Annotated in this window: 25 protein-coding genes and 2 pseudogenes; 23 read left to right on the plus strand and 4 right to left on the minus strand. The window is 34.7% G+C overall.

The features are described from left to right. Positions 1 to 14: 14 nt before the first annotated feature. Positions 15 to 710 (plus strand): 5'-methylthioadenosine/adenosylhomocysteine nucleosidase, encoded by a 696-nt coding sequence (locus JCM7501_RS06070; protein ID WP_028992157.1) that lies wholly within the window; start codon positions 15 to 17, stop codon positions 708 to 710. A gap of 697 nt (positions 711 to 1407) precedes the next feature. Here the strand turns inward: JCM7501_RS06070 and JCM7501_RS06075 are convergent. Next, the gene (locus JCM7501_RS06075) at positions 1408 to 2031 is read right to left on the minus strand and encodes a class I SAM-dependent methyltransferase (RefSeq protein WP_028992158.1); all 624 of its coding nucleotides are present in this window, start codon (positions 2029 to 2031) and stop codon (positions 1408 to 1410) included. A gap of 546 nt (positions 2032 to 2577) precedes the next feature. Here JCM7501_RS06075 and JCM7501_RS06080 point away from each other — a divergent pair. The 11 genes from JCM7501_RS06080 to JCM7501_RS16580 all read left to right on the plus strand — a co-directional run bounded on the left by JCM7501_RS06080 (position 2578) and on the right by JCM7501_RS16580 (position 9640). Then, on the plus strand, positions 2578 to 2781 hold the full coding sequence (locus tag JCM7501_RS06080; protein ID WP_028992159.1) for a hypothetical protein: 204 nt from the start codon (positions 2578 to 2580) through the stop codon (positions 2779 to 2781). Between the two features lie 331 nt (positions 2782 to 3112). Continuing rightward, on the plus strand, positions 3113 to 3295 hold the full coding sequence (locus JCM7501_RS06085; protein ID WP_028992160.1) for a YHS domain-containing protein: 183 nt from the start codon (positions 3113 to 3115) through the stop codon (positions 3293 to 3295). Positions 3296 to 3475: 180 nt separating this feature from the next. Next, positions 3476 to 5881, plus strand: a complete 2406-nt coding sequence (locus JCM7501_RS06090) for a heavy metal translocating P-type ATPase (RefSeq protein ID WP_028992161.1) — start codon at positions 3476 to 3478, stop codon at positions 5879 to 5881. Positions 5882 to 5985: 104 nt separating this feature from the next. Continuing rightward, a complete protein-coding gene (locus JCM7501_RS06095) occupies positions 5986 to 6684 on the plus strand; it encodes a PspA/IM30 family protein (protein WP_028992162.1) in 699 nt (232 codons plus the stop codon). Between the two features lie 2 nt (positions 6685 to 6686). Continuing rightward, positions 6687 to 7316, plus strand: coding sequence for a hypothetical protein (locus JCM7501_RS06100; RefSeq protein ID WP_028992163.1), 630 nt, complete (start codon positions 6687 to 6689; stop codon positions 7314 to 7316). A 23-nt stretch (positions 7317 to 7339) separates the two neighbouring features. After that, on the plus strand, positions 7340 to 7765 hold the full coding sequence (locus tag JCM7501_RS06105; protein ID WP_028992164.1) for a hypothetical protein: 426 nt from the start codon (positions 7340 to 7342) through the stop codon (positions 7763 to 7765). A gap of 47 nt (positions 7766 to 7812) precedes the next feature. Continuing rightward, positions 7813 to 8370 (plus strand): prolipoprotein diacylglyceryl transferase, encoded by a 558-nt coding sequence (locus tag JCM7501_RS16180; RefSeq protein ID WP_409373527.1) that lies wholly within the window; start codon positions 7813 to 7815, stop codon positions 8368 to 8370. Between the two features lie 2 nt (positions 8371 to 8372). Next, positions 8373 to 8657, plus strand: coding sequence for a prolipoprotein diacylglyceryl transferase family protein (locus tag JCM7501_RS16185; RefSeq protein WP_409373528.1), 285 nt, complete (start codon positions 8373 to 8375; stop codon positions 8655 to 8657). After that, complete coding sequence (locus JCM7501_RS14415) at positions 8654 to 8851, plus strand: hypothetical protein (protein ID WP_256201205.1); 198 nt, start codon at positions 8654 to 8656, stop codon at positions 8849 to 8851. Before JCM7501_RS16185 ends, JCM7501_RS14415 begins: the two co-directional genes overlap by 4 nt. A gap of 104 nt (positions 8852 to 8955) precedes the next feature. Beyond that, on the plus strand, positions 8956 to 9168 hold the full coding sequence (locus JCM7501_RS14420; protein ID WP_256201206.1) for a hypothetical protein: 213 nt from the start codon (positions 8956 to 8958) through the stop codon (positions 9166 to 9168). A 76-nt stretch (positions 9169 to 9244) separates the two neighbouring features. Next, on the plus strand, positions 9245 to 9640 hold the full coding sequence (locus JCM7501_RS16580; RefSeq protein WP_457921089.1) for a cytochrome c biogenesis CcdA family protein: 396 nt from the start codon (positions 9245 to 9247) through the stop codon (positions 9638 to 9640). A gap of 546 nt (positions 9641 to 10186) precedes the next feature. Here the strand turns inward: JCM7501_RS16580 and JCM7501_RS14425 are convergent. From JCM7501_RS14425 to larE, 3 genes are all read right to left on the minus strand, one after another. Continuing rightward, positions 10187 to 10678, minus strand: a complete 492-nt coding sequence (locus JCM7501_RS14425) for an ATP-binding cassette domain-containing protein (protein WP_051421915.1) — start codon at positions 10676 to 10678, stop codon at positions 10187 to 10189. Next, positions 10666 to 10890, minus strand: coding sequence for an ATP-binding cassette domain-containing protein (locus tag JCM7501_RS14430; protein ID WP_306301454.1), 225 nt, complete (start codon positions 10888 to 10890; stop codon positions 10666 to 10668). The genes JCM7501_RS14425 and JCM7501_RS14430 overlap by 13 nt, the downstream gene beginning before the upstream one ends. A gap of 477 nt (positions 10891 to 11367) precedes the next feature. Continuing rightward, complete coding sequence (larE, locus tag JCM7501_RS06130; protein WP_028992167.1) at positions 11368 to 12210, minus strand: ATP-dependent sacrificial sulfur transferase LarE; 843 nt, start codon at positions 12208 to 12210, stop codon at positions 11368 to 11370. A gap of 610 nt (positions 12211 to 12820) precedes the next feature. Between larE and JCM7501_RS14435 the strand changes: the two genes are divergently transcribed. The 11 genes and pseudogenes from JCM7501_RS14435 (at position 12821) to JCM7501_RS06175 (ending at position 22509) form a co-directional block, all read left to right on the plus strand. Then, on the plus strand, positions 12821 to 13075 hold the full coding sequence (locus JCM7501_RS14435; RefSeq protein WP_028992168.1) for an aminotransferase class I/II-fold pyridoxal phosphate-dependent enzyme: 255 nt from the start codon (positions 12821 to 12823) through the stop codon (positions 13073 to 13075). Continuing rightward, positions 13063 to 13290 (plus strand): PLP-dependent transferase, encoded by a 228-nt coding sequence (locus tag JCM7501_RS14440; protein ID WP_028992169.1) that lies wholly within the window; start codon positions 13063 to 13065, stop codon positions 13288 to 13290. The genes JCM7501_RS14435 and JCM7501_RS14440 overlap by 13 nt, the downstream gene beginning before the upstream one ends. Positions 13291 to 13294: 4 nt before the next feature. After that, positions 13295 to 13522 carry a pyridoxal-phosphate dependent enzyme gene (locus JCM7501_RS16585; protein WP_028992170.1) on the plus strand — a complete coding sequence of 76 codons (228 nt, stop codon included), beginning with the start codon at positions 13295 to 13297 and terminating at the stop codon, positions 13520 to 13522. Between the two features lie 207 nt (positions 13523 to 13729). Further along, a complete protein-coding gene (locus tag JCM7501_RS16590; RefSeq protein WP_304650793.1) occupies positions 13730 to 13858 on the plus strand; it encodes a hypothetical protein in 129 nt (42 codons plus the stop codon). 121 nt (positions 13859 to 13979) lie between these two features. Beyond that, positions 13980 to 14252 (plus strand): pyridoxal-phosphate dependent enzyme, encoded by a 273-nt coding sequence (locus JCM7501_RS16595; protein ID WP_028992172.1) that lies wholly within the window; start codon positions 13980 to 13982, stop codon positions 14250 to 14252. After that, a complete protein-coding gene (locus JCM7501_RS06150; RefSeq protein WP_028992173.1) occupies positions 14230 to 14661 on the plus strand; it encodes an S-ribosylhomocysteine lyase in 432 nt (143 codons plus the stop codon). Before JCM7501_RS16595 ends, JCM7501_RS06150 begins: the two co-directional genes overlap by 23 nt. 1140 nt (positions 14662 to 15801) lie before the next feature. Further along, positions 15802 to 17052: a 2-hydroxyacyl-CoA dehydratase subunit D gene (locus tag JCM7501_RS06155; RefSeq protein ID WP_028992174.1), complete on the plus strand. Its 1251-nt coding sequence runs from the start codon at positions 15802 to 15804 to the stop codon at positions 17050 to 17052. Positions 17053 to 17074: 22 nt separating this feature from the next. Then, positions 17075 to 18696: pseudogene (locus JCM7501_RS06160) on the plus strand (acyl-CoA dehydratase activase). Between the two features lie 40 nt (positions 18697 to 18736). Continuing rightward, on the plus strand, positions 18737 to 19975 hold the full coding sequence (locus JCM7501_RS06165; protein WP_054644809.1) for a CdaR family transcriptional regulator: 1239 nt from the start codon (positions 18737 to 18739) through the stop codon (positions 19973 to 19975). 40 nt (positions 19976 to 20015) lie between these two features. Further along, a pseudogene (locus JCM7501_RS06170) lies at positions 20016 to 21148 on the plus strand (glycerate kinase). Between the two features lie 17 nt (positions 21149 to 21165). Beyond that, positions 21166 to 22509, plus strand: coding sequence for a GntP family permease (locus JCM7501_RS06175; protein WP_003867662.1), 1344 nt, complete (start codon positions 21166 to 21168; stop codon positions 22507 to 22509). Positions 22510 to 22650 lie beyond the last annotated feature (141 nt).

Below are 22650 nucleotides of genomic sequence, written 5' to 3' on the forward strand. Positions count from 1 at the left end.
TAGGGGGTTTTGGTGTGAAAAAAATTGGACTAATAGGGGCAATGGAAGAAGAAATAAACATTTTAAAAGATGAGATGACTTTAAAAGAAATTGTAAAGAAAGCTAAATTGGATTTTTACGTAGGCAGTTTAAAAAGTGCGGATATTGTTATAGTCCGTTCAGGAATTGGAAAAGTAAATGCTGCTATGGCAACCCAAATTTTGGTTTCTGATTTTAATGTAGATGTACTCATAAATACGGGTGTGGCAGGTGGCATAAAGCCTGACATAAAAGTAGGGGATATAGTCATATCATCAGATACTATGGAATATGACATTGATGTAACAGCTTTTGGATACGAACCGGGAATAATTCCCAGAATGGAAGAAAGCATTTTTAAAGCAGACGAAAAACTTGTTGAATTAGCTAAAAAAGTAGCAAAAAATATTGTTGAAGGTAGGGCATATGTAGGGAGAATTATTTCGGGAGATAAGTTTGTGTCTTCTAAGGAAGAGGCTAAAAGATTAGGAAAAATGTTTAATGCCTATGCAGTAGAAATGGAAGGAGCAGCTATTGCTCATGTTGCATTTTTAAATAGTATACCTTTTGTCATAATAAGGAGTATTTCTGACAATGCTAATGAAGAAGCTTCTATTGATTTTAATACTTTTATAGAACAAGCAGCCAAATCTTCTACCAAAATTGTAAGCGAAATGGTTAAACTGCTGTGAGGTGGTAAAATGCCTTTATCAAACGTAAGGGCACGTGAGAATGTGTAGCTTTTAGAGGAATAGAAGAAGGAACTACCCCAAAATGAGAGAGCATTTTGTCCTATTCTTCAAGTTTCTTTTCTAGTTGCCTCCACAAATTTTTGACCATTACCCATAAAGGCTGCATCAGTGATGAAAGCGAGTCCGTAATAGGAAGGGGACTCTACTATAGTGCCTACTCTCCTTTAGGATTTCCGCTGGTTTTTGCCTAGTGGAAAAGCCAAAAAGATGCTTGAATACATTATGATGTCATACTTGAATTGCCTCTCCTGGCATATAGCTTCGCTTTCAGACATTATTGTAACTTTTCTTTTGAGCATAAATTTTTCCCAGATGGGCATACTTCTTAGGCATTAAGCTTGCTTTTCTCTATGCTAGTGGCCAATAGAATTAACTTTCGCAGGAAGTTTTTAAAGTGGTTAAATTGTCCCTTGATATTTTATATTATTCAGGTGTTTGTATATTTTGGAATTTTCATTGAAAAATAAATGCACCAATTTTGCGCCATCTGCCTTACAGTTTTTCTATGGATAAATCAGCTATCGTTTAGGAGGAATATAATGGTGGAAAGGGAAAAAGGCAGAGGACGAAATTTGTGGTAATAAAATTCTCCAAAAACGATTTGCTTTCATCTGAAAAAGATTAATGTACCACGAAACTATTTTATAGGCTTTGCTTTTATAAGTTTAAAAATGTCAAAAAATAGATTATCTTCATAAATTATTTGAAAACCGGCTTTTTTTATATTATCGATAGTATTTCTGTTGATATTGGCTCCGTATATTCTGACAACTAATGGGTTTATAATATCCATAAATGTACCTAAGGGTTCTATATTACTTCTTACATGCTCCAGCATGATTAATTCACCGTCTTTTCGTAGGACCCTTTTTATCTCATTTAACCCTTTAATGGGGTCCGGTACAGAACAAAAGACACAAGCTGTTATAACCACATCAAAGGAGTTCTCAGGGAAACCTAGCTGTTGAACATCCATTAATTTAAGCGTTATATTTAAACCAAGTTTGTTTGCCCTTGCTATTGCTTTTTCAAGCATCTTTGGACTAAAATCTATTGCTGTGATATTAATATCCTTGGGATAATAAGGCATGTTTTTGCCCGTCCCCACGCCGATTTCCAGAACATCGTGACCCTTTACATGATTAAATAATTCTTTTCTCCATTTAGACATCCACCTTTTTTCCATCATATTCTCAATTCTATCATAGTATTTTGCTGCCCTATCATATCTCTTTCTTATGATTTCTGTTGCGTCTTTCACATACAGTCCTCCTCTGTTTTTTACTTATTATAATAATAATTCTAGCATATATTTTTCTTAAATTATATGATAGTACAATTTTATGTAGAAAAGATGAAGTTTATGTAGAAAAGATGAAGGTTTATTCTTATTCTACACAACTACAAAGGGTAAGCAGGGCGTTGGTACAGTTTGAGTAAATAGTAACAATGTGGGGCGATATGTTGAAGTTTGCGACTATAGCCATATGAATCTAGACGCTTTTTGAAGGAAACAGGGAGGAGTGAGGAAAAAATCTAAAGGTTTTAGAATCCTAAACTTCTTCATATTTTCTTCACAATTAAATTGTATGATACATATGTAAGGAATAATATGGATGTGCAAAATTAAGTAAAATTATCAATAATTAAGAGGATATTAAGCTAATTTTGCATAATAGTGGTCAAATACTCGTGAGAGACGGTATTAATAAAGTGTAGGGGTAAACAAGGTTAATTGACTATTTTAAAAACATCGTCCATAATACCAGTAAAAAGTAGAGGTAGATTTAGGAAAGGAGCGATCAATATGAGCGAAATATTGTATATAATAGTATTAGCAGGTGTTATGTTTTTAATTCATTTCTTAATGTATAAAGCAGGTATAGGTGGTTGCTGTGGAAGCCATAATAATCATAACAGCCATCACATTAAGGAAAAAAGACTTACCCACAAAGTTCATGAAAATTATGGTCTTGAAAGCAATGAAGTAAGAGAGGATAATAAATTCTAAATTAAATAGCAATATAATTTTACATTTTATATTTTTCAGGTGCTGTATATTTTAAGATTTTCCTTGAAAAGCAAATGCACCAATTTTGCATCATCTGCCTTACAGTTTTTTATGGTAAATCAGCTGGTGTTTAGGGGTATATAACGGTGGAAAATGAGGAAGGAAAAGGGAAATTTAAGGTCAAACTTCCACAAAATTTACCTACATCATTAATATTGTGTTGCTGTAATGCAATCTAGTGCAATTTATAATATATTATGGACAAAAATAATAATAAGTAGTAATTATAATAAGTAGTAATTATAAAATGTATTGAGAGGAGGTGATATATATGGCTAAAGATCCAGTTTGCGGAATGACGGTAGATGAAGGTAAAGCGCAAGCAAAATCAGAGTACAATGGGAAAACATACTATTTCTGCTCCAACTACTGCAAAGCAGAGTTTGACAAAGATCCTACAAAGTTTGTAAAGGAAGATACGGGCCATACGAGCCATAGCAACCACTGCTGTTAATTCGAAAGGGAAACTTTTTTAAGTTTCCCTTTTCTATAACTTTGATTTAAAACCCTCTAGGGGTGTAAATATAAAAATAAAATCAAGTAAACAGATATGATTACTATAAATAAAAGATTAAACTTATAAGGCATAGAAACGGAATATGAGTACAAAATATAAAAATAAGGAGGTTTCAATATGGAAGCTATGAATAAAGAAACAGCAAAAGTAAGTTTAAAGCTTAAAGGCATGACGTGCGCATCATGCGCCTCAAGGATAGAAAAGGCGCTAAAAATGATACCTGGTGTAAGTGATGCCAATGTAAATTTCGCGGCTGAAAAGGTCACTATAACATATAATCCGCAAGATGCAGGTGTAGATGACTTTGTGAAAAAGATCAGAGATGTTGGATATGATGTTATAGAAGACAGAACGACTTTAAAACTAAAAGGCATGACATGTGCTTCTTGTGCCATGAGAATTCAAAAAGCATTAAGTAAAACACCTGGCGTGAGAAGCGCCAATGTAAATTTTGCAACAGAGACAGCGGTTATAGATTACAATGCAGAGCAGGTAAGTGTAAATGATCTTATAAAAGTCGTAAGGAAAGTAGGTTATGATGCTATTGAAAAGACCGAAGGTGTTGATGTAGATAAACAAGAGAAGGACAGGGAAATAAGACATCTTAGATATCTGTTCATAATATCGGCAATACTATCAATACCATTGGTTTTAAATATGATTTTAGAATCCGGATTTGGCATAATGACTGTCTTGGGCAATCCATATTTACAATTAATCATAGCTACTCCAATACAGTTTATCATTGGTTATAGATTTTATAAAGGTGCTTATCACGCTCTATTAGGTGGATCTGCAAATATGGACGTGTTAATTGCCATGGGTACGACAATAGCTTATTTTTACAGCGTATATAATGTATTTGCCGGTGTTCATGGACAGCTCTATTTTGAAGCAGCGGCTGTTATAATAACACTGGTCGTTTTAGGCAAATACCTGGAGACAGTAGCAAAAGGTAAGACTTCTGAGGCTATTAAAAAACTCATGGGACTTCAGGCTAAGACTGCCAGAGTAATAAAGGACGGAAAAGAGGTTGACATCCCTGTTGAAGAAGTTCAGATAGGAGATATAGTAGTAGTAAGGCCAGGTGAAAAAATACCGGTAGACGGCAAGATCATAGAAGGTTATTCGGCTGTAGACGAATCGATGCTCACAGGTGAATCTATACCTGTTGAAAAAAGAGTTGGTGATGAAGTTATTGGTGCGACGATAAACAAGACAGGATCCTTTAAGTTTGAAGCTACAAAAGTAGGAAAAGATACAGCACTGGCACAGATAATAAAATTAGTAGAAGATGCTCAAGGTTCTAAGGCACCGATCCAGCGTTTGGCAGACCAGATTTCGGGTATATTTGTGCCTATAGTGATAGGAATAGCGGCGATAACATTTTTAGTATGGTATTTTGGGTTTGGCAATCTATTCATGGGTATAACAAGCGCCATATCCGTTCTTGTTATTGCATGCCCATGCGCACTGGGACTTGCTACTCCTACATCAATAATGGTGGGTACAGGTAAAGGTGCAGAAAACGGCATACTCATAAAAGGTGGAGAACATCTGGAGAGGGCTCATAAGATAAATGCTATCGTCCTTGATAAGACAGGTACAATTACAAAAGGCAAACCGGAGGTTACTGACGTAATTAAAGTAAATGGCTATAATGAGAGTGACATATTGAGGTTTGCAGCTATAGCTGAAAAGAATTCAGAACATCCTTTAGGTGAAGCAATAGTGAATAGGGCAAAAAGTGACAATATAAGCCTGGATGATCCCCAGGATTTTAAGGCGATACCTGGGCATGGAGTATATGCCAGAATTGACGGCAAAAACATTTACATTGGGAATAGAAGGCTTATGCAAAAAGAAGGAATTGCTATAGATTCCATAGAAGAAAAATTGGATAAGTTAGAAGAAGAGGGCAAGACTGCGATGATAATGGCGGTTGATGGCAAACTGGCAGGAATTGTGGCGGTAGCAGATACGGTGAAAGAAAATTCAAAGCAGGCCATAGATCAGCTAAAGAAAATGGGGATAGAGGTCTGGATGATAACAGGTGACAATAGGCGAACAGCCAGTGCCATAGCAAAGCAGGTAGGTATAGAGCATGTTTTAGCAGAGGTATTGCCTGAGAACAAAGCGGAAGAAGTTGAGAAGCTCAAAAGACAGGGCAAGATAACCGCTATGGTGGGAGATGGGATAAATGACGCTCCGGCATTGGCTGCATCAGATGTAGGTATTGCTATAGGAACAGGTACAGATGTGGCCATTGAAGCTGCTGATATAACACTTATGAGCGGCGATCTGATGGGAATACCTACCGCTATCAGATTAAGCCGCGCTACCATGAGGAATATAAAGCAAAACCTCTTCTGGGCATTTATTTATAATATAATAGGTATACCAATAGCCGCCCTTGGTCTTTTAAATCCTGCCATTGCTGGTGCAGCTATGGCGTTTAGCTCGGTTTCTGTGGTTACCAATGCCTTGAGGCTTAAAAGGTTCAAGCCAAAGATGGCCAGGTGAGTTTTAAAATGGTCCTTAGAATGGACCATTTTTCTTCATATTTTCTCCACAATTAAATTGTATGATGTATATGTGAGAAAAAAATCAAAGGGGGTAATAAAAAAATGGGATTTGTCGATAGGGTAAAGTCGATTTTTAAGGCAAAGGCAAATTCAATATTGAATGAATTAGAAAATCCTGAAGAAGCTTTAGGGCTGTCTCTTGAGGAGCTGAGAGAACAATTAAATAAGATAAATAAATCGCTTATTGAGGTTACTACGGTTAAGAAAAGACTTGAAAGCAACTTGTCGGATATAAGGGTTAAAATAAGATTGGCTCAAGAACAGGCTGATCTGTCAATTGCTTCCAACCGAGAAGATTTAGCACAAGCGTCATTAGCTAAAAAGATGGATCTTACAGAACAAGAAGAACGGATTTCTAAAGAATTGAAGCAATTAGAAGAAAAGATAAAGATGATCACGGCTAATAAAGAGAAATTGGAGAGGTATATTTACGATCTGCAGAACAAAAAAGAGGAATTAATTGCCATGAATCGTGCAGCTGATGCTCAAATAATGGTTAAAGAAGCTATTGCAGGTGTTTCCAGTGATATTTTAAATATAAATCAGAGAATAGCCAGGGCGCAAGAGAAGATAAAAGAAAAAAATAACAGGGTAGCCGCTATGGATGAGCTTATTGAAATAAATGCACTGGGCGTATTGGATGAAACAGATCCTATTCAGGAAGAGCTGAATAAAATACAAAGGGAAGAGAGGATAAAGCAAGAGTTAGAACAACTGAAAAAGAAAAAAGGAGTGTCATAATAATGGGATGCGGTGGTGGATTGTTTAGGATATTTGATTATTACGGATTTCCGAGGGGGCGTGGAAGTTATAGAGAGGATTCCTATGACAGTTATGTTCCAAATGATTTTGAGGAAAAGATGATGTTGCTAAAAAGGATGTACGCGGAAAGGATTATTGATGACAGGCAATTCGGAAGGTATAAACAGATGATATACGATAACACAATAAGCTTTGAAGAATTAATGGATATTAGAAGGCGCGGCTTAAATAAGACAAAACAACAGGAGCAAGATAGAGGTATTGACAGCGCTGATAGCGACATTGATGTGAAAATGCAAAAATTACAGCAAACCAGGCTTAAAGTACTACAAGTTAAGGATAAATTGCAACAGAGGATTGATGAGCTTAAGGCGGAAAGAGACAAGATGGAAAGCATGGCAGAAAGTGTAATAAAAATCAGCGAAGAAAAAACTGAGGAGTTTATTAGTAAGAAGATCGAGATAGAAGAGAGCATACAGAGGCTGGTAAAGCAAAATAACGAGTTAGAGAAGCAGATAGAGGAAATAGATGAGATGATTAAAGAACTTCAGACAAAAGAGCTGGAGTACGAGGCTGTAAAGCTTAAAGAGGAGATAGAAAATTTAAAATAATTAAAAATAGGAGGTAATGAAAGATGAGAGGAAAGTTGTTAATAACAGTGGTTTTATCTGTTGTGTTAATAGGATTAATTGAAGGGATAGCTCTGGCAAAAGGTACTAACAGTGCAGCTCTTTCTAAAAATTTGGTTAAAACTGTAAATCAAACAAAAGATGTAAAGCAAAATAATTATGGGTATGAAAATATGATTGATATTATGAAAAAAAATGGACTAACAGATATGGCGAATCTCATGGAAGAAGGAGATTTCAAGGGCATGGATAAACTCATGGAAAATTTATCAGATGCAGATTATCAAAAGATGATAAAGATAATGAGAGATAACGGATATGGTGACATGGCTGCTATGATGGAGTCTATAGGGAAAAACGGAATGATAGAAATGCACAAAACTATGGAGGGCATGCATAGCTTGAACAGCGGCATGATGAGTGGCTTTTAATGGCTACCATTTAAATATGAAAACAATACTTGGGAAGGGGTGTTTTCTTGGTTGAGTTATTTAAAATAGGGCATATATCTGTGTACTTATTTGGCCTGATGATAGCTATTGCAATCGGGGTAGGATTGTTACTTGCGTATAAAGAGGCTATCCGTAAAGGGGTAGATGCTAACGAATATTTAGATTTCCTTTTGTATTTGGTATTATTCGGGATTATAGGTGGAAGACTGGGTTATGTAATATTTTTTAACCCTAAATATTTTATAAGCCATCCACTGGATATAATAAAGATAAATAACGGCGGCATGTCTATACAGGGCGCCATAATATTTGCGACCTTGTTTGCTATATGGTACACCAAAAAGCACAACAAGAATTTTTGGGTTTTTGCCGACATAGTTGCGCCTTCGTTGGCATTGGGCCAGGCTATAGGCAGGATTGGGTGTGACGTGTTTGGCGTTCCTATGTCAAGAAAATGGTTTTGGGGTGTCCCATACAATGAACAATGGGTTCATCCAGCACAGGTTTATGAATTTACGCTGGATTACATCCTGTTTTTTGTGCTGTGGAGAAAGCGCAAAATGTCGATTATAATGGGCAGTTAATTTTGTGGTATTTGATATTTTTTAGCGCAAACAGAGGCATTGTTGAGTTTTTCAGGACAAACCCCATAGTATTTGGGCCTTTCTCCATTGCCCATGTTTTAAGCGCGGCAATAATTGTTGCTAGTTTGTGTGCTATGTATGTCCTCAAAAAACGCAGTAGGGAGGAAGTGAAAGGGAATGGAGTAGTATCCAGGGGGGAAGCTATTGAGGACGGGCTTATTGTGACATTATTATACATTATATCATTGATGATATATTATGGCATAAGGAGAGGTTTTGTTTTATGAGCAAATTAGTAAAAAGGATAACAATTGCTATTGTTGTAATAGCATTAATATCTTCTGCATTTTATTTTGAATCAAAATTGTCTAAACCTAAAACCGCAGCAGGCAATTCTAAAACAGTAAAAGCATCTACTACAAAGATAAATCCTCAGGACCTTCTGATTACCAACGATGAAGGCGATATAGCATTGGCATAAGCTATATGAATCCCATACAAGATGATAAAGACAATCTGGTTTTTCAGGTATTTTTAGATAACCACCAGGTAGATCTATCTAAACTCGACCTAAGTGGAAAGGTATTGTTTACTAATAGTGAGGGTCTCAAGGTTGACAATGTAAAATGGTCGATAGAGGGCTCAGGGCATCACGTTGTCGCCTTTATAAAAATACCGAAAAAGATAAACGGCAAGAATTTAATAACACCCAATACCAAATATATTCAGTTAGAATTGCGGGACATAGGCGGGGTTAAGTCCAGAGTATATAAATGGGACGAAAGGTTTTTAAAATAAGGGGGAGCTATAGGTGTCTTATGTATTACCTTTTATAGCAGGCGTTGCTTCGTTTTTATCCCCATGTATAATACCCATGATAAGCGTATATTTCTCGCTGATAACCGGCATGTCCATAAAGGATCTAAAGGACGTAGAGTTTCACAGGGCGATGAGAAAGTTTATTCTCATTAATACCTTTGTGTTCGTACTCGCCTTTACAATCGTCTTTACTTTAGTAGGTGGGTTATCGGGTACTATAGGCAAGTGGTTGAGCAGTTATATCTCGATAATGAACGTAATCGGCGGGATACTGATTATAGCAATGGGTTTAAATTTAATGGGTTTAATCAATTTAAACTTTTCATTTTTAAGCAAATACAGCGCACATGACATTAAAACATCTTCCAGGTATCTTACTACTTTTTTAATAGGCCTATTTTTTGCTATAGTATGTTCCCATTGCATAGGCCGGTGTTATATTCCATGCTAATATATACCGCCACGACGGGAAGTACGCTAATCGGTATGAAGACCATGTTCCTGTTTTCTATAGGCCTTGCGGTACCATACTTGCTGGTAGGTTACTATATGCCAGAGGCGATTAATGTTATAAAGAAAACAAAGAAATATCAAAATATTATATCAATAATCTTGGGAACTTTTCTAATTTTCCTGGGGTTCCTGACGACTTTGGGCAAAATTCAGGATTTAACGACATTTTTAAGCAGATTATTGCCGTTTAAACTGCCATTAGGAATGTAGCAGGGGTGTAAAAAAGGAGGATAAAGAAAGCGTGATTCTGCTCAGCGTAAGCCTGGCATCAATTTTTCTGTTTATTTTTCATCTGTATTTGGAAAATTGGCCGGAATAAGGAATAAGTTGTAACGTTTTTAATTCATTTCTTAATGTATAAAGCAGGTATGGGTGGCTAGTTTAGGGCGATGTTACGGTGTAGGCTTTGTTTTTATAAGTTTAACAATGTCAAGTCAAGAAACAAGTTATCTTCATAAATTTTTGAAAACCGGCTTTTTTTATATTATTGGTAGCATTTCCTGTTGATATTGGCTCCATATATTCTGACAATTAAGGGGGTTATAATATCAATAAATGTACCTATGGATTCTATGTTACTTCTTATAGGAGCAGGAAGCTTCGCTATCATATCTGTAAGAAATTTTTTTGATGCTGAAGTTTTGGGATTTGAAATAAGCTCGATGACGCTTCCTTCTTCAACAATAGTCCCATCTTCAATAACGGCAACTCTGTCACAAAAATTCTTTATCACATCTATCTCATGGGTAATGATGACAATTGTTATTCCAAATTTTTTGTTAATATCTTTTAAAAGAGAAAGAATAGACTCTGTTGTTGTTGAATCAAGGGCAGAAGTTGTTTCATCAGAGAGTATTATGTCAGGATTGTTTGCAAGTGCCCTTGCAATACCAACTTTTTGCTTTTGCCTTCCAGATAGCTGAAAAGGATAAGAGTCCTTTTTGTCAGTTAAATTAACTAATTCTAGGAGTTCCATAACTCTTTTTTTATTTCAGCTTTAGGAACTTTATTTATCCTCAAAGGGAATGCGACATTGTCAAATACAGTTGAATTCATTAAGAGATTAAAATTTTGAAATATCGTCCCAATTTTTTTGCGCATTTCCCTTAATGCTTTACCCCTAAGTTTGGTTATGTCAACGCCATTTATGAGTATTTCTCCCGATGTTAGTGTTTCTAGAAGGTTTATACATCTTAAAAAGAGAGGATTTGCCTGTAACTACTTAAACCAATTATTCTAAATATTTCCATTTTGTTTATTGTAAGGTTGATATTTTTAAGAGCTTCAATTTTTTTATTTTGTGATTCATAAACTTTATATGGTGGCGTAACTTTCCAATATTCCAAAATAAATATATTATGTAATCCTCTCATACATCTGTTCTTACTGTTCCTTTGCTGCTATTCATAATTTTCTTTCTTATATATTCTTGTGAGGCTATTTGTTCATCGAGAAAAAAATACGGTTATATTTTTAATGTGTTTAGCTCTACCACCATTGGATTGAGTTCTTCGATCTCAAGAATGTTATAAATAGGCTTCAAATAAGAACCTGTACTTTCCATCGCTGCATGTGTGCACCTTCATTTTTTATTTAGTTCACCATCGATAGTATATTTTCCGTCTTGGAGGAGAACGTACGTATTTATTTTTCTTAAAGAGCTCACTACCGTATTGAGCGACTATATTGAGTGCTTTCTTTCAGCACCTCATTCATACTGCCTGTTCTATATCCTTCTAGGTCTAATGTCACATAAGTAAAACCTATATCTTTTAATTTTGCTGCTATTTTTTTCATCAAATCTCTATTTAAGATTTTCTCGTAATCTTTTTCGCCCAGTTCAATCCTAGCGATATTACCATGATGCCTTACTCTTAGCTGCCTAAAGCCAAGCTCTATAAGGAAATTTTCAGCCTTATCTATCATCGATAGCTTTTCACGGGTAATCAACTGGCCATAAGGAATGCGGGAAGCTAGACATGCAAATGACGGTTTATTCCACGTTGGAAGGCCCATCTCTTTTGACAATGCCCTTATGTCTTTTTTGGTAAGCTTTGCGAATTTGAGTGGACTGACTACTTTAAGTTCCTGCGCTGCTTTCATGCCAGGTCTATAATCATTTAAGTCATCATAATTGGAGCCATCTGCTATATGATCTATTCCGTTTTCTTTTGCGACTTTCCATACCTTTTGGAAAAGTTCTTTTTTACAATAATAGCACCTATCTATAGGGTTGCTGGAAAAACCGTCAACATCAAGTTCTTCAGATGTAATGGCTATATGTCTCGCCCCAATTTCTTGAATATACTTTATTGCCTCATTAAATTCTCTCTCAGGGTATGTGGAAGAACGAGCTGTAACAGCCAATGCTTTGTTTCCTAATACATCATAGGCTACTTTTATCAGAAATGTGCTGTCTACACCGCCGGAATAGGCTACAGCAAGACTACCCAATTCTTTAATGTATGATTTTAAAACGTTCAACTTTTGTTGCAAAATCTCGTCCAATTTGCTACCCTCCATTTTTTCGGAATTTAATAGGTTCTTGAGGAACCTCAAAATTCTCATATTCTTAATTTAACAAGGTATCTTTTGCTTTAACTTGTTTGACACTTTTTACATCAAACAGGTTTGTTAAGTTTTGCATTTTTTAATGTTATACCTTTTTACCATTTAACATGTTGTGTGTTTAAATCTACATAAATCCAAGATTTTGTTATTTGATTCCTAATAATCGCGATTTTTTACTTTGATATTTGCCATATTTTGCAATTAGCTAGGAATTTAAACTATTCCTATAGACTTAGTGTAAATTATATAATCTATATTGTCAACATGCAATTTGAATATTCTTAGATTCGTAATTTACAACATATACAAATGAGTTATTTCTGAAAAAGTCTAATAACATCGGCAAATGACTTTGAGAAGATAAGTAAACGTCAGTTTTCCACAAAGTCACTTGCCTCAGAGGTATTCCTTTATAGCCAATGAATTTTTCTCAATGGTAAGGCGGACTGTGAAAATTGTGTACAGGAAAGTGAGCTCTGGAACTTGCGAAAGTCTCACATAGCGTAATTGCTATTGATGTATGCTTTTTAATTATGGTGATGAAATATTGATTACAAAAAATGTTTACGGCGGCACCTTCAGGGTTTTTGACAAAATTTTTAAGAAATTCGGAATAATAGCCAAATTTATTGATACCACCGATTTGGATGTGGTAGAAAATGCGATAAATAATAACACCAGGGCTATTTTTATAGAGACTCCAACAAACCCCATTTTGGAGGTGACAGATATTAGAAAAATAGCGAAACTTTCTAAGAAATATGAAATCATAACCGTTGTTGATAACACTTGGATGAAGTAGAAAAATTCATTTCACGTTTAAGAGTTATTTATCTTGCGGAAAATTTGGGAGCGGTTGAAAGTCTTATATCAATTCCGGCACAAATGACTCATGCATCCATACTACAAGAAGAAAGATTGAAGTTGGGAATTAAAGATACATTGATAAGACTTTCTGTGGGTATAGAAGATGTGGAGGATTTAAAAGAAGATATTTTTAATGCTCTAAGGAGGTAACAACATGGAATACGTAAAGGACATAAGGGAGCTTATAGGAAATACGCCTATTTTAAAAATAAGCAATTTTGAGATACCCGAAGGTATTAACATATTTGCAAAGTTGGAGTTTTTAAGTCCAGGCGGAAGTGTTAAGGATAGAGCGTGTCTATATATGATAAAAGATGCTGAAAAAAGAACTGTTAAAAAGGAGGTACACTTATTAAGGCCACTGCAGGTAATACAGGCATAGGTCTTGCTCTAGCAGCATTAAATAGGGAATATAAGGTAATTTTTGTGGTGCCAGATAAATTTCCGTAGAAAAGCAGCTTCTTATGAAAGCGTTGGGTGCCGAGATAGTAAATACACCAAAAGAAGAGGGAATGAAGGAGCTATATAAAAAGCCGAAGAACTTGCGAGAGAAATAGAGGATACTTTTATTCCAAATCAGTTTATTAATATGGCAAATGTGATGGCTCATTATGAGATTACCGGTCCCGAATATACAGCCAGCTGGACGGGAATATTGATGTATTTGTTGCCGGCGCTGGGACTGGCGGAACTTTACAGGTGTAGTAAAATAATTTAAAAGAAAAAAATAATAGGGTGAAGGCGGTTTTGGCAGATCCCATAGGGTCTATAATTGGTGGGGGAGTGAAGTAGGATGTTTTAATATCGAAGGAATAGGTAATAGCTTTGTACCAGATACCATGGATACTTCTTTAATAGACGAAATAGAAAAAATATCGGATGTAGAAGCTTTAAACACTGTAAAAGAACTTCACAGAAGGGAAGGACTGATAGTTGGCTCATCTTCCGGAGCTGCTTTTACCGCAGCCATGAGGCAGGCGACGAAGGCGAAGGCACCGTGCAACATTGTTGTAATTTTTCCTGACAGAGGAGATAGGTATTTTAGCAAAAACTTATATGAAATAAGAGAAAACAAGGAAGGTGGTTTTTATGATAAAAGTGGAGAGTTTTGAACTGGACCATACAAAAGTAAAAGCACCTTATGTTAGAAAAGCGGCCATATTAAAGGGAAATAAGGGAGATATAGTCGAAAAATACGATATAAGATTATTACAGCCTAATGAGTCAGAACTTCCTACGTCAGCTCTTCATACTTTGGAACATCTTTTTGCGGTTTATTTCAGAGAGGAATTGGATGGAATAATTGACGTTTCTCCTATGGGCTGCAGGACAGGCTTTTACCTTGTAAAGTTTGGAGAAAGCACCGAAGAGGAAGTTAAAAGTAAACTTATAAATGTTCTCAAAAAGGTTTTAATTACAGAGGAAGTTCCGGCAGCAAATCCTGTTCAATGCGGAAATTTCCGAGACCATTCTTTATTTTCTGCTAAAGAATATGCAAAAATGATTTTAGAAAAATTTTAATATAGTCAGAATTAATGTCAATTATTATTATTTGTCAATTATTATTATTTTATCTTGTGAATTTGACCATATAGCTATATAATAAATGCATTAGAGAGCTATTTGACGATTGTCATTACTGAAAAATACAGCAAGGAATGGGAGTAATAGGAATGTACCTTAATTTCGGAGAGTCGGCGGTAGGTGTAAATAGAAAAGGAGTTTTCAGAATCCGGTCCGGGGTTTTGTAATATATTTGTAATATAATTGTTATGCACTTATTCGGATGCCTCATTTTAATATTTTTTGGTTGTTGACCAATTTTATCATAGCAGGTATTCAGAAAAAGTGCGTTATTTTTTTCTAGGATGGTTCTTAGTCACCCCTACCAAACTACCTTATACTTTATAATATTTTTCCGCTGGTTTTTGATTATATTAATATATCCTTCATCAATGCAGGCCTTACACACATCCATTGGAATGAACCACGTACCGTGAAGAAAGAGTTTTTCCGTCATGATGAAAGAATATATAGAGAATGCTATGAAATCGTACAAATAAAGAAAATAAGCGATATACAAGGGATATAAAAAATAAAAAAGGTAAAGAGAATTACCTTGCAGACTGTAGACAAACTTTCGGAAATAGGATATTTTGCAATCGGTGCGACTTGTGACAAAGCGATAACAAAACTTAATGAAACCGAGGGTGGAGGCGGGGCCGAAGCCAAGGATGGTGGAGGCGAGCACTAAGACAAGGATGTCGAATTGCCCAGAACCCTGCCGGAACCCGAGGGTCGAGTTTAGTTTTGTCGCTTTGGAACACCGGAGTGACGATGTAAAATATCCTATTTAAAAAATTTTTACTTTGTCAACAAACTGAAAAATAAGAGAATTACCTTGCTATTACTTTTTAAAGCATCATATAGTTTAAATCTCAATTTTCTTGTATAATATATTCGTACGGCAAATATGGAAACTCAAACAAATGAATACATAAGAGGAATTGGTATTGGAGATAATTATTGTAGTGTTTATGGCTTTGCTTGACCAATTGACAAAGTATCTTGCAGTGAAGTACTTTTAGGTAATACTGTTGAAAACCTCATTGACAGAGTGAGGCTAAGGTGTGGAAAGGGAGTTTACGGGGTAGTGATAAAATGGATACAATAAAGATTTATACCAATATTATAAAAGAGAATATGAATAGACCTGAAAAAGTAAATAAGCTAATAAACTTTGGCCTTGCCGCTGCTTATTATTATGTGAGCTTTTTCAAAGACAAGAGGATTCCCAAATCTCTTCATTACCTAAATAAATATTCTATAAAGAGCATAAAAGATTCTTTAGCAAATCCTCAAAATTCTGCTTGGGTAAACATCTTTGCACCATCTGAATTTTTGATTGCTATGGACATAAAGCCCTTATTTATTGAAGCATATTCTTCTTTCATGTCAGGCTTCTTCATCGAAGATTATCTTATTGATACTGCCGAATCGAGAGGCATGTCAAATACTTTATGCAGTTACCATAAAACTTTTATAGGAGCCAGTGAACTTGATATTCTCAAAAAACCTAAATTTATGATGACCACTTCTATGATCTGTGATGCAAATATACCTACTTTCAAGTATCTTTCAAAAAAACACGGGGTTCCACTGTACATTATTGATATTCCCTACAAATATTCTAAAGATGCCGTAGTGTATGTAAAAAAACAGCTTTTAGAAGTGGCGGGAAAGATTGAGGAAGTTTTTAATAGAAAGCTTGATATTGATAAATTGAGGGAAGTTGTAAGAACAGAAAATAAAACAAGAGCACTTATGAGAGAGTATTTAAATTATGCGGGAGAAAAAAGGTTTTTACCTACTATGACCTTTGAAATGTACATGCTCTTTGCATCCCATGTATTCATTGGAAGTAAGGAAGTATTACATTTTTATGAGATGTTAGTGGAGGATATAAAAAGAGCTCCTGAAAGAAGTGGAAAAAGCATATTTTTTATACACCTTCTTCCTATGTTTGAGAAAAATTTTAAAGATTACTTTAATTTCAACGATAAATTTCACATTGCTGGTAGTGATTTGAATTATGATTTTCTTGAGGAAATTGATGAAAACGACCCATTCAAAGGAATTGCTGAAAAGCTTATCTTAAACTCTTTTAATGGTGAAATAAATAGAAAAGTTGCAAAAATCAAAGAACTGATAGAAAAAATAAAACCAGACGGCATTATACAGTTTTGTCATTTGGGCTGTAAGCAGTCCATGGGTGGAACGTTTATAATTAAAAATCTTGCCTCAGAATTGGGTATTCCATTTCTTTATTTAGATGGGGATTGTGTAGACAAGAGAAATAATCAAGAGGGACAGAATAGGACGAGGCTCGAAGCCTTTTTTGAAATGCTTTAGTAATCCTTCTGGAGGTGAAAAATTGATAGGGTACATTTGCAAATACACGCCTGTAGAAATAATCGAAGCTTTTGGAGAAAAAGCGGTAAGACTTGATCCAGGATATAAGTCTCATGAGCGTGCTGAAGCACTGATTCATTCAAATATGTGCAGCTTTGCAAAAGGGGTTTTGGAAAATATAATTGAAAATAATATTGAAGAGGTTGTATTAACTGCCTGTTGTGATAGTATAAAAAGACTTTATGATGTGTTAAAAGATAAAGTGAAATTTATCCATCTTCTAGACCTCCCTAGAAAAAAGATCCTCTCGCAATAGATCTTTTTTACAATGAAATAATTGAATTTATAGAAGCGTATCAGGCCTTTAAAAACAAGAATTTTGCTGAAGAAAGTTTGCTAAAAATTCTAGAAAGCAAGTCTTTTAATAAAGAAAAGAAATCCACTGAAAGCATTGCTATATTAGGTGCGAGGCTTAAAGATGATGTTATAGAAAAAATCACAAATTCTTGTACAGCAAACGTAATAAATTTTACCTGCACAGGTGAAGAAAGAGTATTCAATATCGAAGCAAAAGATAATTTATTAAAAAGCTACGCGGAATCGCTTCTTAATTTAACACCCTGTATGAGAATGGCAGAAGATCGAAGCAAGTTAATCAATAAAGAATTGAAGGGGATAATATACAACACCATAAAGTTCTGTGATTTTTATTCCTATGAATATGCTGAACTCAAAAGCAGAGCAGATATTCCACTTTTAAAAATTGAAACTGACTATAACGATTCAAATAGCGGACAGATTTTAACAAGAATAGATGCTTTTTTGGAATCAACCGGTATAAAAAAGATGGAAAAACAAAAAGCCAAGAAAGGATATTTTGTAGGAGTGGATAGTGGCTCTACTTCTACAAATGTAGTCATAATCGACGAAAACAAAAATATAATATCATATTCTATTATTCCAACAGGTCCTAAAGCTTTGGAAAGTGCTTTTAAAGCTTTTGAAATTGCTTTAAACAGTGCGGGCCTTCAAAAAAAGGATATTACATCAATAGTAGCAACAGGGTATGGAAGAGTAAGCATTCCCTTTGCAGATAGAATTGTAACCGAAATTACCTGTCACGGCAAAGGCGCATTTTTTATAGACAATGCTATTAGAACTGTTATAGATATAGGCGGACAGGATAGCAAAGTGATAAGATTAGATGACAGCGGCAATGTTATTGATTTTGTGATGAATGACAAATGTTCAGCAGGGACAGGCCGGTTTCTTGAAGTAATGGCAAGAACGTTAGGCATTTCAATAGAAGAAATGGCAAATGTGCATAAGGAAGTAAAAGAAAATATCACGATTACCAGTATGTGCACTGTATTTGCAGAATCAGAAGTAATATCTCTTATTGCGCAAAATAAGGATCAAAGGGATATAATACATGCCCTCAATAAAGCCGTTGCTTCAAAAGCAGTTTCCCTGGTCGACAGAATAGGGAGAGAAGGGAAATACATGATGACAGGTGGCGTTGCCAAAAATCAGGGAGTAGTTTATGCCATCGAAAGCAGGCTCGGTGAAAAACTTATAATCCCATTTGAACCACAGATTATTGGGGCACTTGGAGCAGCACTAATTTCACTTGAAGGTAAATGAGGGTATCACTATAGTCAATTAATTTTTAAGAGGGATGGTTATGCTCAGTCATGAGGATTATCAAAAGATTGTAAATAGGCTTATGAATATTCTTGGCAAAAATATAAACATTATGGATACAAAAGGGGTAATTATAGCATCAGGAGATTCTACAAGGATAGGCTTTTTCCATGAAGGAGCAAAAATTGCAGCCTCGAGAAAGATGGATGTTATTATAGATGATACCAATATAGAATATTACAAAGGAGCTAAAAAAGGGATAAACGTTCCTTTGTTTTATAATGGGGAAGTAATAGGTGTTGTTGGAATTACAGGTGAACCAAAAGAAATAATTGGCTTTGGTAGAATAATTAAGGAATTAGTTGAACTTATGGTCCAAGAATATGAAAATAAAAAGTATGAAGAATTACATTCGAAAGCAATGGTAAGTTTCATTAAAGAAATTCTCAATCATCCTAATATAGGGCATGAGGAAGAAAAAATTTTAGAAAGCAGAGCTAAACTTATAGGTTTTGATACAAAAAAACAAAGAAGCTTAATTGTTGCTGACATTAGAGGTTTTAATGATTTCATTTTATCCAAAAACTTAAAAGAGATAGATATTCAAGAATTAAAGGAAAACATTGTAGAATTTATAAAAAGCAAATTAAATGACGATGAAATAGTCTTTAACTTTAACGAAGATAGATTTGTTATAATACTATATTCTAAAAACCCAATGCCCTTCTGTAAGGAACTTCAAGAAGGTATCAAAAAAAGATTTAATCTTTCCTCCATCATAGGAATAGGTCCAGATTGTAAAAATATGAAAGACTATCATACTTCTTTTACAATTGCAAATAACTTAATAGATATTGGAAGAAAAATTGATAAAGATATTTTAGATTTTAAAGATTATAAAATAGAACTATTAATTCATAGCTTATCCATCAATGATAGCATAGTATTCTTTGAAGAGTATAAAGATATTCTAAATTCAAAAAACAAAGATATAATAAACACTATTAAAGTTTATTTTGAAAGCGGGATGAATATAAGTCTTGCTTCTAAAAAACTTTTCATTCACAGAAATACTCTTACCTATAGATTAAATAAGATAAAAGAAAAATTTAATGTAGATATAACAAACCCTTATGTTTGTATGAAAGTTTATATATCAATATTGGTTAATCAATTATCCATTAGTGAGGGGGGTTTTGTTATTTATGCACAAAAATTATATAGAAATTATAACAAACTATTGTTCTTTTTGAATATTTTAAATAAACAAGTTTTATGATAAAGTTAAAATCGTAGTGATGATATTTGGTGGTGATGTTGTGAAAATTCTCATAGCTCCTGATAAATTCAAAGAAGTTTATCTGCTTTAAAGGTTGCAGATAGCATAGAAAAAGGAATTTTAAAGGTTTTTCCAAAAGTCGTTATCGAGAAAGTCCCTATGGCAGATGGTGGCGAAGGGACTGTTGAATCATTAGTTAATGCAACTGGAGGAAAAATAATAAAGACAAATGTAAAAGATCCTCTATTTAGAGATATTGAAAGTTTTTATGGAATATTAGGTGATGGCGAAACAGCAGTTATAGAAATGGCTGCTGCCTCAGGACTTTATCTTTTGAAGGATTATGAGAGAAATCCCATGATCACAACAACATACGGAACCGGTCAGCTTATAAAAGATGCTTTAGATAAAGGCTGCAGAAATTTCATTATAGCAGTAGGTGGAAGCGCAACCAACGATGGTGGTGCTGGCATGGCAACAGCGTTAGGAGTTAAATTTTATGATAAAGATGGTAGAGAAATAGGTCTTGGAGGAGGCGCACTTTCAAAAATTTATTCAATAGATACTTCAAATCTTGATTATAGATTAAAGGAATGTAGGTTTATTGTAGCCTGCGATGTAGCAAATCCTTTAATTGGAGAAAATGGTGCATCAAGAGTTTACGGTCCCCAAAAGGGTGCTACAAAGGAGATGGTAAAAGTTTTAGATAAAAACCTTGAACATTATGGTAAACTTTTAGAAAAGTATTTTAATAAAAGAATAATAGATGTCCCAGGTTCAGGTGCTGCAGGTGGTTTAGGTGCAGGACTCATGGCATTTTTAAATGCACAGTTAAAAAGTGGTATAGAAATAATAATTGAGGCATTAAAGCTTGAAGAGAAAATAAAAGAAGCTGATATTGTAATTTCCGGTGAAGGAAAAGTAGATTTTCAAACAGCGTTTGGGAAAACAATTTCAGGAATAGCTAAATTGTGCAAGAAGCATAATAAACCGCTTATTGTAATAGCAGGAACGGTTGAAGATATAGAAAAACTTTATGAGATTGGAGTTAGCAGCGTTTTTTCGATTATGGAAAAGCCAATGTCTCTTGAAGATGCTATAAAAAACGCACCAACATTGTTAGAAAAATCTGCTGAGAGAATTTTTAGGTTAATCAAAGTCATAAAGGCTTAAAAAAAGGGGGGTTTTTAATGTCAGGTCCATATTTAATCTTTATTTTATTCTTAGCTATTCTTTTTATCGTAATTACAACAGCAAAGTTTAAACTTCATCCATTCTTAGCCCTTATTCTCGCATCATACTTTTTAGCTTTTGCAGCATTTATGCCATCCGATAAAATTGCAGGCATAATTGCTCAAGGCTTTGGTAACACACTTACAAGCATAGGAATAGTAATAATAGCTGGCGTTATCATAGGAACTATTCTTGAAAAATCAGGTGCTGCAATCAAAATGGCTGAGACAATTATTAAGTTTGTAGGGGAAAAGCGACCTACAATAGCAATGAGTATTATAGGTTACATTGTTTCTATCCCTGTTTACTGTGATAGTGGATTCATAATTCTTTCTTCATTGAACAAAGCTTTAGCAAAGAAAACGAAAACATCTCTTGTTGCAATGTCTATAGCACTTTCAACAGGACTTTATGCAACACATGTTTTAGTTCCACCGACTCCAGGTCCAATTGCGGCTGCTTCAAATCTTCAACTTAATAATCTTTTATTGGTTATCTTAATAGGACTTCTGGTAGTAATACCAGCAATGATAGCAGGTAATATATTTGCTAATAAAGTTGCTTCAAAATATCAAGCTAGTATTGATGAAAGCATAAGCTATGAGGAAGTTTTAAAGAAGTATGGAAAACTTCCAAGTGCTTGGAAATCATTTGCCCCAATTGTTGTTCCCATAATTTTAATGGCACTTGGCTCAATTGCAAAGTTTCCAGGAGAACCAGTTGGAGAGGGTTTTTTTTATAAACTATTTGTATTTTTAGGAACACCTGTAAATGCACTTTTAATAGGTATGTTCTTTGCATTTTTGCTTTTACCAAATTTAAGTTCTGAAACATTAAATTCCTGGATCGGTGAAGCAATGAAGGATTCAGCTACAATATTGATTATAACTGCATCAGGTGGTTCATTAGGTAATGTCATTAAAGAAATAGGAGTGGGTGATTATCTCGGACAAACTTTGTCAGGATTACATCTTGGCATGTTATTACCATTCATTATTGCAGCAGCAATTAAAACTGCACAAGGTTCTTCGACCGTTTCCATTATAACAACATCAGCATTAATGCTTCCGCTACTACCATCTTTAGGATTTACTTCAGATATTGCAAAGGCCCTTGTGGTTGCGGCAATAGGTGCAGGTGCTATGACCGTTAGCCATGCAAACGACAGTTATTTTTGGGTTGTTTCTCAATTTGGTGGAATAGATGTTAAAACTGCATACAAGACTCAGACTATTGTAACCCTAATAATGGGAATTGTAACAATTATCACAGTTCTCGCTTTGTCGTTGTTCCTACTTTAATTTAAAAAGATAAAAAAGGAGAGGCGGACTTTTCACCTCTCCTTTTTCAATGTATTTTTTGGCAAGTGCAGAGATGGGAAGTATGTTTTGTCAAGAATTTAAGCGTTTTTTATCCACATAAACAATACAAAAATTTTATAT

The sequence above is a fragment of the Thermoanaerobacter thermocopriae JCM 7501 genome (assembly GCF_001310975.1).
Classification (GTDB): Bacteria; Bacillota; Thermoanaerobacteria; order Thermoanaerobacterales; family Thermoanaerobacteraceae; genus Thermoanaerobacter; species Thermoanaerobacter thermocopriae.